At 65.4% G+C, this 12,046-nt stretch carries 13 protein-coding genes; 10 read left to right on the top strand and 3 right to left on the bottom strand.

The genetic code is table 11. The features are described 5' to 3' along the window. Window positions 1–709 precede the first annotated feature (709 nt). Together ABZ803_RS23785 and ABZ803_RS23780 are read right to left on the bottom strand one after the other, a co-directional pair. Complete coding sequence (locus ABZ803_RS23785; protein WP_357042068.1) at window positions 710–1,051, bottom strand: hypothetical protein; 342 nt, start codon at window positions 1,049–1,051, stop codon at window positions 710–712. Window positions 1,052–1,191: 140 nt separating this feature from the next. Continuing rightward, window positions 1,192–1,902 carry a hypothetical protein gene (locus tag ABZ803_RS23780; protein WP_357042687.1) on the bottom strand — a complete coding sequence of 237 codons (711 nt, stop codon included), beginning with the start codon at window positions 1,900–1,902 and terminating at the stop codon, window positions 1,192–1,194. Window positions 1,903–2,044: 142 nt separating this feature from the next. Between ABZ803_RS23780 and ABZ803_RS23775 the strand changes: the two genes are divergently transcribed. The 4 genes from ABZ803_RS23775 to ABZ803_RS23760 are packed head-to-tail and all read left to right on the top strand — an operon-like array spanning window position 2,045 to window position 5,388. Next, window positions 2,045–2,605, top strand: a complete 561-nt coding sequence (locus ABZ803_RS23775; RefSeq protein WP_357042066.1) for a hypothetical protein — start codon at window positions 2,045–2,047, stop codon at window positions 2,603–2,605. A gap of 9 nt (window positions 2,606–2,614) precedes the next feature. Beyond that, the gene (locus ABZ803_RS23770) at window positions 2,615–3,949 is read left to right on the top strand and encodes a peroxidase (protein ID WP_357042063.1); all 1,335 of its coding nucleotides are present in this window, start codon (window positions 2,615–2,617) and stop codon (window positions 3,947–3,949) included. Beyond that, window positions 3,946–4,959, top strand: coding sequence for a hypothetical protein (locus tag ABZ803_RS23765; protein WP_357042060.1), 1,014 nt, complete (start codon window positions 3,946–3,948; stop codon window positions 4,957–4,959). Before ABZ803_RS23770 ends, ABZ803_RS23765 begins: the two co-directional genes overlap by 4 nt. A 27-nt stretch (window positions 4,960–4,986) precedes the next feature. After that, window positions 4,987–5,388 carry a nuclear transport factor 2 family protein gene (locus tag ABZ803_RS23760; RefSeq protein ID WP_357042057.1) on the top strand — a complete coding sequence of 134 codons (402 nt, stop codon included), beginning with the start codon at window positions 4,987–4,989 and terminating at the stop codon, window positions 5,386–5,388. Window positions 5,389–5,470: 82 nt separating this feature from the next. On the opposite strand, the gene ABZ803_RS23755 is transcribed toward ABZ803_RS23760, so the two are convergent. Further along, window positions 5,471–6,109, bottom strand: coding sequence for a TetR/AcrR family transcriptional regulator (locus ABZ803_RS23755; RefSeq protein WP_357042054.1), 639 nt, complete (start codon window positions 6,107–6,109; stop codon window positions 5,471–5,473). A gap of 193 nt (window positions 6,110–6,302) precedes the next feature. On the opposite strand from ABZ803_RS23755, the gene ABZ803_RS23750 reads away from it, so the two are divergent. The 6 genes from ABZ803_RS23750 to ABZ803_RS23725 all read left to right on the top strand — a co-directional run bounded on the left by ABZ803_RS23750 (window position 6,303) and on the right by ABZ803_RS23725 (window position 11,944). After that, entirely contained in the window at window positions 6,303–7,136 is an 834-nt protein-coding gene (locus ABZ803_RS23750) for an alpha/beta fold hydrolase (RefSeq protein ID WP_357042684.1), read from the top strand. Next, entirely contained in the window at window positions 7,133–8,161 is a 1,029-nt protein-coding gene (locus tag ABZ803_RS23745) for a VOC family protein (RefSeq protein ID WP_357042051.1), read from the top strand. The genes ABZ803_RS23750 and ABZ803_RS23745 overlap by 4 nt, the downstream gene beginning before the upstream one ends. Then, window positions 8,158–9,948, top strand: coding sequence for a bifunctional 3-(3-hydroxy-phenyl)propionate/3-hydroxycinnamic acid hydroxylase (locus ABZ803_RS23740; protein WP_357042048.1), 1,791 nt, complete (start codon window positions 8,158–8,160; stop codon window positions 9,946–9,948). The genes ABZ803_RS23745 and ABZ803_RS23740 overlap by 4 nt, the downstream gene beginning before the upstream one ends. 151 nt (window positions 9,949–10,099) lie before the next feature. Then, window positions 10,100–11,119, top strand: a complete 1,020-nt coding sequence (locus ABZ803_RS23735) for a hypothetical protein (protein ID WP_357042046.1) — start codon at window positions 10,100–10,102, stop codon at window positions 11,117–11,119. Between the two features lie 24 nt (window positions 11,120–11,143). Continuing rightward, complete coding sequence (locus tag ABZ803_RS23730; protein ID WP_357042681.1) at window positions 11,144–11,698, top strand: IS630 family transposase; 555 nt, start codon at window positions 11,144–11,146, stop codon at window positions 11,696–11,698. Window positions 11,699–11,722: 24 nt separating this feature from the next. Then, window positions 11,723–11,944 carry a hypothetical protein gene (locus tag ABZ803_RS23725; protein WP_357042043.1) on the top strand — a complete coding sequence of 74 codons (222 nt, stop codon included), beginning with the start codon at window positions 11,723–11,725 and terminating at the stop codon, window positions 11,942–11,944. The last annotated feature ends 102 nt before the right edge of the window (window positions 11,945–12,046 follow it).

Raw genomic sequence — 12,046 nt, 5'->3', positions numbered from 1 at the left:
TTCGCGACTCCTTCCGGACTGCGAGCAGACGTTGTCCGGTGGTCTCAGATGCACCAGACCACGCTGCCCAGGGGGAAGCAGATTGCCACTGATCCCCATCCTGATCCTGTTCCTCCGGCAGGAACGACCGCTGTGGATGTCGAACTCGCGGGCGCCGTTCCGAGGGGGGTGGCCGAAGCCACCGGAGCTGCAAGAGTGGCCAGGGGCAAGGCAATAGCGGTTGCGGCGACGAACTTGCTCATTTTGCTGGACATATTTGTTCCCTCGATATCGAGTGATTGATTCGACGCGCGTGCATTCCAGCCGACCAGCGATGTGGTGCCGTCGAACCGACGTGACGGCTGGCGGGTGAGCGAAATCTGCCGACACAGACAGTGCCCGGCTGCGCCGACCATGACGCGCTTGTTTTGTTCTCGACCCCGACCCGGTTGTTATGGTCTCGCACGGCGATCGTCAACCGTGCGGCGAAATTGCCGAACCACACCCTGTGCAGGACGGTCCGGCGCCAAGCCCTGTCGCGATTGCGTAGACCTGGCAGCTTCGACACCGGCGCTCCGGCCGAAGCGATGACCTTTTCCGCGACGATGAGGAAAGGACGTGATTCAACCAGGTTACTGCGATCGGCCGGAAGCCACTAGAGAACGGGATGCACCAGATGCGGTGAGTCTCCGTTTCGGGTCCCATCGGCACCCGGCCGGGTGCGATCCGCTCACCGGCCCAGGCCGATGAGTGTCCGTACGATCATGAAGACGGCGGCCAGGCCGAAGCAGGCGAGTCCGACGACCCAGACCGTGAACATCTGCCGCATCGGTATCAGGTTGCCCACCCATCCGGCGTCCAGGTCGGCGATGTCCTGTTGTGTGTCGAATGCCGCGCCGTGTGCGCCCCAGGTGCCGACCGCGAGTTGGGTCTGTTCGAAACGCTCCAGCCAGAGCGCATCCTTACGAGCGGCGAGGCGATGGCTCGCCATCAGCATGATCGAGATGACCGACACGTTCAGCGCGAGCAGCGAGGAGGCGATCCGCGCGACGGCGTCGTTGCCTGCTCCCATCGAGATACTGAACAAGAAGGCCTGAGCTGTGAGACTGACGGCGGGTACCTGCCAGAGGAGGTTGTGGTGTTGCAGGTGTCGGTCCGCCACCGCCTGATAGAGCAATTTGAACTCGGGCGAATGCCGCGGCGGTGGCTCGTTCACGAGAGTTGCCGCCGAGATTCACCGCGCTCGTCGCGCTGCTGGTCGATCCGTCCGGCGCGAGCCAGGAGCATGCCGCTGACCACGAGCACCCACACCGGGAACACCAGCGTCACCCACCGGTTCATCTCGCTGGCGACCAGCAGCGCCACGGCGAGCAGGTAGCTGAGACCGACGAGCCAACGGGGCATCAGCCGGGTCTTCGCCCAGATCGTCGCGAGCGAGATCATGAATACCGCGGCCATCCGCAACGCGTAGGTTTGGCTCGCCGAAACCACCACCATCCTCCCGAAGTCGATCACCTCGGCGCGGGCGCCCTGGTCGGTGACGCTGTCGCTGCTCATCACCAGGCCCGCGGCACCAGCGGTCGCGACGAACATCATCGCCAGGAAGAGCAGTCCGCTGCCCAAGAATACCGACAGGAAGAACCGGTCTTCATACTGTCCGAACCCGTCGCGCACGACACCGATAAACCACAGAAAGCTGATTCCGGCGAAGGGCATCAACACTGTCGCCATGGTGATCACGCCGTGCCGATCCTGTAGCCATTGCATCGAATCCTCGGCGTGTTTCGGCATTGTGATTCGAATCGAGACCAGCGTGGTGCCGAGTAACACCGCGAAGACCACCCCGGCCAGTGCGGCGGCTCGCGGCGTTGACAATCGACGCAGGGGCGGCGCAGGCTTGGTGTGTTGCGACGGAGTCGGCATAAGGCCATCCTGCCAAAATCGGATGCCGGCCGACGTAATTTCGCGGGTGCGGCGATGCGAATGCCTCGCCACGTCACGAATCCAAAACGATTTTCGACTTCTGGGCCTCGGTTGGCTCACGCAGCGAAGGTAGGTGCACAATATGCCGACCGCCGATCAGGACTGGAGCAAACCAGCGGCGCTGGCCATTCCGGCAGAGGGCTACTTCGACCTGCAGCGCGGCCGATACGGTCCCGTGTTTCCACGAACTCCGGCCTGCTACGGGTTCTCGATCATCGCCAAGGTGAAACCCGGCCGGGAAGAGGCCATCCGTGCGCACGGCAAGCAGATCGAAGACGCGGTAGCGGCAAGCCCGGACGTACTGGCACCGCTGCGGCTGCACTACCTGCGGTGGCTGCTGTTCGACGTCGGTTTCGGACTGTATTTCCAATATCAGGGCATCTTCGATACCGATTTCGACAAGTACACCGAAGACGCCGTGATGCTGTTCACGCAGACCGGTATAGACACCGTTTTCACCAACCTGGAGGGATTCCCGGAGGATTGGAAGGAAAACCCGGACGCGTTCGTCGAATACGTTCGTGAACATCAGTTTCCGAGTTTCCTCGAGTACGGCGAATACCCTTACGTCAGCGCTGAGGAGATCAAGAAGGCGCTGCGGTTGAAGGCGGCGTTCTCCGGCATGCTCGATCAGATGCAGTAGTCCGGCGCCATGCTAGAACTCGACGACATTCAACACATCCTGCTGACCCGCACCCCGGCAGTGACCGGCCGCTATGAGTTCCTGTCCTTCGACGACCCCGCCGCGGGCCGAGCCTGGTTGACCCCGCTGCTCGACCGGGTGCAGTCGGCCGCGGACGTGCGCGCCACTATGGACAGCTCGCAGCGCTGGGTCACACTGGCCTTCACCTGGAACGGGCTGCGGGCGCTCGGGGTGCCGGAGCAAGCGCTCGCCACCTTCCCCGACGAGTTCCGCGAGGGCATGGCCGCCCGCGCCGACATCCTGGGCGACACCGGCGCCAATCATCCCGACAACTGGGTGGGCGGGCTGGCCGGTGACGACCTGCATGCCATCGCGATCCTGTTCGCCCGCACCGAGGCCGAACGACAGCGGTGCACGGCCGAACACGAGAAACTGGTGGCCGACTGTCCGGGTGTGCGCGTGTTGTCGTTCCTGGATTTGAACGCGACACCGCCGTTCAACTACGCCCACGACCACTTCGGATTCCGCGACCGGTTGTCCCAGCCCGCGATCGAAGGGTCCGGCGAGGACCCGACCCCCGGCTCTGGCGCGCCGTTGCAACCCGGTGAATTCATCCTGGGCTACCCCGACGAGGAAGGGCCGCCCCGCGGGCAGCCGCAGCCGGAGGTCTTGTCCCGCAACGGCAGCTACATGGCCTACCGGCGGCTGCAAGAACATGTGGGCGCATTCCGGGACTTCCTGCGCGAGCACGCCGATACCCCCGACGGGCAGGAACTACTCGCCGCCAAACTCATGGGCCGGTGGCGCAGCGGCGCCCCGCTCGTGCTTTCGCCGGACCGCGACGACCCGGAGCTGGGAGCGGATCCCGCACGCAACAACGACTTCAACTACAAGGAGATGGACCCGCACGGTTATGCCGTGCCGCTGGGCGCGCACGCGCGGCGACTCAATCCGCGTGACACCGCGGTGCATATGAACCGGCGCAGGATGATTCGTCGTGGCGCCACCTACGGGTCCGCGCTGCCACCGGACGCCTCCGACGACGGCGCGGACCGAGGTATCGCCGCCTTCATCATCTGCGCCAGCCTGGTTCGCCAGTTCGAGTTCGCCCAGAACGTCTGGATCAACGACAAGTCGTTTCACGAACTCGGCAACGAGCACGATCCCATCTGCGGCACCCAGGACGGGACGCTGGAGTTCACCGTCCCGAAGCGGCCGATCCGCAGGGTGTTCGCGAGCCTGCCCGCGTTCACCACGCTCAAAGGCGGCGCGTACTTCTTCCTGCCCGGTATCAGCGCCCTGCGCTACCTTGCCGGGCTCGACAGCCCAGAGGTGACCTCATGAGCAGCCTGCCGACGGCACGCACCTACAACCAGAGCCACATGCCGCGCAAGGCCGACGGGCGGCGGCGGATCAGTATCTACTGGACGTGGAGTTACCCGTGGGAAGCCCAGCGCGACCCCGCCGAAATCTACAACCGCTTCTCCACGATGACCGAAGTCCGCAACGCCACGTGGCCGGCCTACGAGACCCCCGACTACGACAGAGCGCATTTCCTGCAAGGCATCGCAGGCACCCTCGAACTGTTCCACCGCTCGACATTGGATTTCCAACGGCTGGCCGAGGAGGCCACCGGTCATCCCGTCGCGGTCTTCCAGCGCATCGACCAAGCCGGTTACACCCTGCCCATCGACGAACGCATCCTGGCCGACACCGACACCCTGATGATATTCGGGCTCGACCACATCCTCTCCGAACAGCAGGCCGCATCCGAGGAGAGCGACGCCATCGGCGAGTGGCTGCAACGCGAGGGCACCTGCCTGCTGCTCGCGCCGCACCACGACGTCGGCTTCAGCGACGACAACGCGCAGCGACAAGTCGAATACCGCCATCACGGCGATCCGCTGGTCCCCCGCCAGCAGCGATTCGGCCAGTACACGCGTTCGCTGATGAAAACGCTCGACGTGCCGATCCACAACACCTGGGGCCTACGCCCGGCGGTCGTGAACGGCACCGATCAGATCTCCCCCGTCACCGCCTACCGCGACCTGGACACACCCCGCCTTCTCGACCAGGTGACCACATTCAACTTCCATCCCCATCTGCCGCACTACCAACTCACCGCACCCGAAAGCGACTCGCTCCGTGTGCTGGCCCGCCAGCGCGTCGACCCCACCCGTCCCCACCCCTTCACCACCGCGGGCAACACCGAATTCAACGCCCTGATCTGGATGCCGCCCACCGGGCGACGCACCGGCGACATCGTGCTCATCGACTCCACCAACTTCACCACCCTCTTCGGTGGCACCGACAGCCTCAAACACCTCTGGCACAACCTCGCCACCATGAAATGACCACGACCACCCGCGAGGAGGCTCGTTGTGCACAGCCCGGACGACCCGACAACGGTGGTGCTCCGATACGTCGACGCCTTCAACAACGCCGACCCGAACGCGATGGCAGCGTTGTGCGCCGACCCGATGCAGATACTCGACGGAATGTCGCCACATGTGTGGCACGGGCCGACAGCCAGTGAAGATTGGTGGAGGGACGTACAAAAGGAAGGCGAGCGAACAGGAGCATCGGGCTACCACATCGCGGTGGGCCAGCCGCGGCACGCCGAGGTCTCGGATAACCACGCCTATGTCGTTGTTCCCGCGACCATGACAGTCGATCTCCAGGGCAAGCGGGTAACGCAGACCGGCTCCATCTTCACCGTCGCGCTCGGAAAGTTCGAGACACAGTGGCAGCTGACAGCCTGGGCTTGGGCGAAAGGCGCCTGATCGAGGCTGCTCGACGACGATCCTCCTTCCCGGGACCGGCCGCCCAGGCGTGACGCGAGTTCGAGGCGGCTGGGCGCGCCGCTCAGAGCTGCGGGATGTCGGGAAGGTCGCCGGAGCTGAGACGCTGCGCGGTCCGCTTGTTCATCCCGAACATGCGCAGGATGCGGTAGGTCATCTCGTCCGACAGCGCGTCGGCGTCGACGGCCGGGTCGGCATCGAGCAGTTGCAGCAACCCCAGCATCGCACCACCGGCGGCCATGACAGCCAGGTCCGGATCCATCGGCTCGAACCGGCCTGCCTCCTGGGCGGCGCGGATGTCGCGGCGGGCGCGCGGCGCGAGGCCCTCGTCGAGCAGCATCACGGCCATGCCGGAGTTGAGCACCACGCGCACCATCTCCGGGATGCGCCGCTGCAACCGACCGGTCATCCGGAAGCTCACGGCGAACACTTCGGCCGGGTCCTCGTAGAGGGCCACGATCTTGTCGCGCATTTCGCTGTAGACCTGCAGCGCCGAGCGAACCGCCTCGTCGAAGAGCTGGTCCTTGGACTCGAAATGGTTGTAGAACGAGCCGAATCCGACGTCGGCGGCCTCGGTGATCTCTTGGATGCTGACCACCGATCGCCCCTCGGACAAGAACTTGCGCGCCGCACCGATCAGGGCGTTGCGGGTGCGCTCACGGCGGCGATCGGTGCGAGTACGCACCACTGGTTCGGCAGTCATCAGACCTTCCCCTGTTCGTTCTAGAGAAATCATAACTGATGGATCGGTCAGTTACGATTCGCGAGACAGAAACGTTTCTGATCGAATCATCAATATCGGCTTGACAGACCCCTCCATCGTGACTGATGATTTCATCATTAGAACTGTGGAGGTGGCTGTGCCAAGCACTGACAACGGAGTCGAGGCCGGGCGGATGGTCCGGGTCGGCGACCGCGATATCTACTTCACCGAGGCCGGTGCGGGCCCGGTCGTCGTGCTCCTGCACGGCGGCGGCCCCGGCGCCTCCGGACGGTCGAACTATTCGCGCAATATCGAGGCTCTGGCCGGGAAGTTCCGGGTGATCGTGCCCGACATGCCGGGTTACGGGCGCTCCACCAAGCGGGTCGACCACACCGACCCGTTCGGCGATCTCGCCGCGGCGGTCGGCGGATTGCTCGACGCGCTGGGCGTGCCCCGCGCCCATCTGGTCGGCAACTCCTACGGCGGTGCCGCGGCGCTGCGGCTGGCGATGGACCGGCCGGAGAAGGTGGACCGGATGATCCTCATGGGGCCCGGCGGAGTCGGCACCACCCGCGCGCTGCCGACCAAGGGCCTCCAGTCCCTGCTGAGCTACTACAGCGGAACGGGACCGAGCCGGGAGAAGCTCGCGCAGTTCGTGCGGGACTACCTGGTCTACGACGCGAGCGCCGTCACCGAGGACATAATCGACAACCGCTATCAGGCCAGTCTGGACCCAGAGGTGATCGAGAACCCGCCACTGCGGCGCCCGTCCGGGCCGGGCGCGCTGCGCACCGTGTGGCGGATGGACTTCACCCGCGACCCGCGGCTGGGTAAGGTCCGGCACCCCACCCTGGTGGTCTGGGGCGCCGCGGACCAGGTGAACCGGCCCAGCGGCGCCCGCATGCTGGCCGACCGCATGCCCGACTGCGACGTCTACCTGGCCGCGCGAACCGGCCACTGGGTGCAGTGGGAACGCGCGGAGCTGTTCAACGATCTCGCCGCGACATTCCTCGGACACTCGAGATGAGCGATTTGCTGCGCCCGAACGCCGATGCCTCGGTCTACGGTGCGGTCCACCTGGGCTACCTGGTGGTGCAGTCGCAGCGGTTGCCGGATTGGGAGCGCTTCGGCGCGTCGGCGATCGGGCTGCACGCCGATCGGCTCGACGCCGACACCCTGCGATTCCGTCTCGATGACCGCGCCTGCCGTTTCCTGATCCGACGCGGCCCCGCCGAAGATGTGACGGCCTTGGGCTGGCAGGTCGACGACCACGAGACATTCGACCGCGTCCTGGCCCGGGTCGGCGACCGCGGCGTGCCGATCGAGGAAGGCACCGCCGAGGAGGCCGCGCTGCGCGGGGTGCAGCGGCTGTGGCGCTTCCCCGGCCCGAAGGGCATCGCCACCGAGATCTTCACCACCGCGCTGACCACACCCGAGCCGCTGCGCATGCTCAGCTCCGGCTGGGTCACCGGCGAAGCCGGCTTGGGCCATGTGGCGATCGTGTCTCGGGAACCGGAATCGATGCACGCCTACTACCGCACCCTGTTCGATTCGCGGCTGTCGGACTTCATCGACGAGAACATCTCCGGGCTGAAGATGAAGATCCGCTTCCTGCGGGTCAACGAACGCCACCACTCGATCGCCGTCGCCAACATCCGCGGTATCAAGATCGACCCCATCCGCACCCGGGTCCAGCACGTCAATATCCAGGCCGCCACCCTCGAGGACATGCTCGCCGCCTACGGCCGCGTCAACGATCTCGGGTTCCGGATGGCCTGGTCGGTCGGGCAGCACACCAACGACCGCGAACTGTCGTTCTACTGCATCACTCCGTCGGGTTTCGAACTCGAGGTGGGCTGGAACCCGGTCGTCATCACCCCGGAACTCGACGCCGCATGGGCGGCCACGACCTATCAGGGCATCAGCATCTGGGGGCATCACACCGTGTCGGAGACCCCGCTGGACAAACTCGCCCAGCTGCGCACTGCGGCCGCACGCCTGCGCACCCCGGAGATCACCGTCCCCGAACTCACCGGAAGTTTTGTCAGATGAGCGAATTCGATTACGAGATCGTGATCGTCGGGCTCGGCCCGACCGGCCTGACCCTGGCCAATATGCTCGGCCGCCGCGGCATCGACGTGCTCGTTCTCGAACGCGAACCCGAGTACTACGGCCTGGCCCGCGCGGTCTACACCGACGACGAATGCATGCGAATCTTCCAAGCCGCAGGTGTCGCCGACGAGATCGATGCCGAGATGGTCCTCGATTCCACCGTGCAGTGGGTCCGCGGCGACGGAAAGGTGCTCGCGCAGTTCAATCAGATCGACCGGCCCCTGGGCTGGCCGGTGTCCAACTTCCTCTACCAGCCCTACCTGGAAAACAGCCTGGAGCGCGCTCTCGACCGGTACCCGCACGTCACCGTGCGCCGCGGGCGCGCCGTGACCGGTTTCGACCAGGACGCCGAGTCGGTGAGCATCGAGCACGCCACCTGCACGGGTACCGGCTACGGCAAACGCGATGCGGAGATTGTTGCGGGCAGCACCGAACGCGTGCGGGCGAAGTTCCTCGTCGGCTGCGACGGCGGGCGCAGCATCGTGCGCACCGAGCTGGGAATCGATATGTCGGGCACCAGCTTTCCCGAGCGTTGGCTGGTGGTCGATCTGAAGGCACGCGAGGGCGTCGACGCGTTCCGGCACCTGCCCTACTTCGACTTCGTCTGCGACCCCGAGCTGCCGATCGTGTCCTGCCCGCAGCCGGATAGGCACCACCGCTTCGAGTTCATGCTGCGCGCCGAGCAGACCAAGGAGGAGATGGAAAACACCGACACCGTGCGCCGCCACATCTCCCGCTACGTCGACCCCGACGAGGTCGAGGTGCTGCGAAAGCTCGTCTACACCTTCAACGCCGTGGTCGCCGACCGCTGGCGCGAAGGCCGGATCCTGATCGCGGGCGACGCCGCGCACATGACCCCGCAATTCATCGGCCAGGGCATGAATTCCGGTGTGCGCGACGCGGATAATCTGTCCTGGAAGCTCACCACGATCCTGCGCCGCGGCGCGGACCCGGCGATCCTGGACAGTTACGAGAGCGAACGCCGACCGCATGCCAAGGCCATGATCGACCTGTCGGTGTTCAACAAGAACGTCGTCTCCCTCGACAACCGGTTCCTCGCAGCCGCCCGCGACACCCTCATCTCCACCACGGTGCGGGTACCCGGCCTCGGCGGATGGATCCGCCAGGCGAAGATCAAGCCCGCCCCGCGCTTCCGCCGCGGCGCCTACCTGGGCCTGCCTCGCCCGCTGATCCGCGGAGTTCAGGGCAGACTCGCGCCCCAGCCCGAGATCCGCACCTACCAGGGCAGGCACCAGCGACTCGACGACACGCTCGGCCTCGGTTTCGCCGTCCTGGGTTACGGTTCCGATCCACGCCGCGCATTCTCCCCCGCGGACCTGGACGTTCTGCGCGCCCTCGACACCCGCTTCGTGACGGTCTACCCCCTGGGCGGCCGCCCGCAGGGCAAACCCGGCGGCGGCCGCGACGACCTCACCGACATCGAAGACCACACCGGCGCGCTGGTGCGCTGGTTCCGCCGCGCCCGGTTGCGTCCGGGCGGAGTGGTCCTGCTGCGCCCGGACCGGTACGTCTTCGGCACCGCCGAACCGTCCGAGACCGCCGCACTGGTCGCCGCGCTACGGCATCAACTGCACCTGCCGTCCCCGTCGGCAGGGCACACACAGCCCGCCTCGGTCCGGTTGCCCGAGCCTGCCGAACAGTCGGCCGAGCCCACATCCGCCAGCGCAAGGCGGGACGAGTCGGTGTCCGAATCCGCCGCCAATTAGTACCGCGTCCAGAATGGTTGATGCCGTAATTGGTCGGCGCTGTTTCGGTGGGCCCCAGTCGAACTAGATCCCGTAACCGCCGAACCAAGCGGATTCGAGAACATCCTTCCGCAACGACCCGACGCGTCAACCTCTGACAGGATGAACGGCTATGCGCTTCTCCGTGCCCACCATCGTGTTGATGATGGCGGCAGTCCTGCTGTCCGGATGTTCGCTCTTCCCACAAGGGCCCGATCAGGCCGAGCGTGACAGCTGGTCGGGGGTGATCGAGTCGGCCATCGAGGCCCTTCCAGGGGTGGCCAACGCGTCACATGCGTTCGAATACCACCCGTACGGCCCCAACTCGTACTACACATCCCTGCTCGACGTGCGGCTCGAGGCTGACGCCACCCCAGCCGAGGCCGCGTCTGTCGTGCGTGTCATGGGCGCGCAGCAACTGCCGCCGCACTATCAAGGCGACTCGACCGTGGTCAAAATCCACCGGGTGACAGACTCCTATTTCGGGGACTGGCGGTTCGGGCGGAACGTGGACATGGAGGCGAACGCGGCATACACCTGGACCCGAGTGTCATCGGCCGATACCGGTGCGGAGATTCACTGGGCCACCCACGGCGTCAAGCTCACCGGAGACCCGCGCGGACACGCCGAATCCATCGATGTCCGAGCGGGCTCCGAGGCCGAACCCCAGCGTGCGACCGCAGCGATGCGCCGAATCATCAAGGACTTCCCGGAGCTGGCATCCAACGACTGGACAGTGTCCCCCCTTCATAAGCACGGAGCCCACTCGAGACTGGCACCCAGTTTGACCTACGTGGACCGCCGCCCCCGCTTCCCCTCCGACAGCGAACTCGAATTGTGGGAGTGGTTCCTGACCGATCAACCAACGCCGTTCATCGCCGAGGTGTCTGTATTCGACCCGCCCGCGACAGCAGGCCGCGCACTGGGCGTCATGATCTTCCCTCCCGCCGGAAAGAAATTCAGCGCTGCGCAGGCGACACAACTTGCCGACCAGCATCTTCGCTACTTGTCCCAGCGTGGTGTCGTGGTCGATTACACGATCATTACGCGCAACGGCCCCCCGTTCGCCGTCCTTGTCGGCGGCTGCCCAGAATCCGGGCGCGAGATTTCACCGGAGTCGGAGCCCTTCATTGGTCAGTATGAACACTGCTAGTGCCTTGTCCAGGTAGGTTGCGGCATAGCCTGCATTGCCCGGTGCTGCCCCCGCGACCTCAGCCATCCGTTCTCGACCTGGAGCCTCTCGAAACTCCAGGACATGCTGGTCACCAGCAAGATAGCTGACATCAGCCGCGAGACACTACGCACGATCCTGCGTGAGCAGGGTGTGTCGTGGCAGGCCACCAAAACCTGGAAGGCCGGTACCGACCCCGACTTCACCACCGAGATGAACCGGATTCTCGATCTCTACGATCACCGGCCCGCCGACGGGCGGGTGATCTGTGTCGACGAGTTCGGGCCGTTGAACCTGCAACCCCGCCCGGGCCGCGGCTGGTTCCCTGCCCCGAAACCCCGGCGGCTGCGGGCGACCTATCATCGCGACCACGGGGTGCGGCACCTGCTCGGTGCGCTGGACCTGGCCACCGGCCGCATTCACTACCGGATCCGGGACCGGAAACGATGGATCGAGTTCCTCGCATTCCTCAAGACCCTGCGGGCTCGTTGGCCCGGCGAGAAGCTCTACCTCATCGCCGACAACTTCTCCCCGCACAAACGGGCCGAGGCCCGGGACTAGGCCGCAGCGAACAATGTGGAGCTGGTGTTTTTACCCACCTATTCGTCCTGGTTGAACTGGATCGAATCGGAGTTCGCCGCGTTGCGGTACTTCGCCCTCAACGGCACCGACCACCGCAGCCACACCGAGCAAGACGCCGCGATCGGCGCCTACATCCGCTGGCACAATCAGCACGCCCGACCCAAACGAGAGTTCGCGGTCAACTCCACAATCCGCCGCCCGGATTACCTACCCAACATTGCTTGACGAGGCACTAGTGTGTCGCGCCTGAAATTAGGCCAGTAAGTACGTAGTCTGTTTCCGTGTCGCATCGTGGGCCTTCTGCTGTCGAGATTGTGTTGTCGGATG

It is taken from the genome of Nocardia sp. NPDC047648, assembly GCF_040642815.1.
Taxonomy (GTDB): domain Bacteria; phylum Actinomycetota; class Actinomycetes; order Mycobacteriales; family Mycobacteriaceae; genus Nocardia; species Nocardia gamkensis.
Note: the sequence above shows the minus strand (reverse complement) of the source record. Positions and strands in the feature narration are given on the sequence as shown.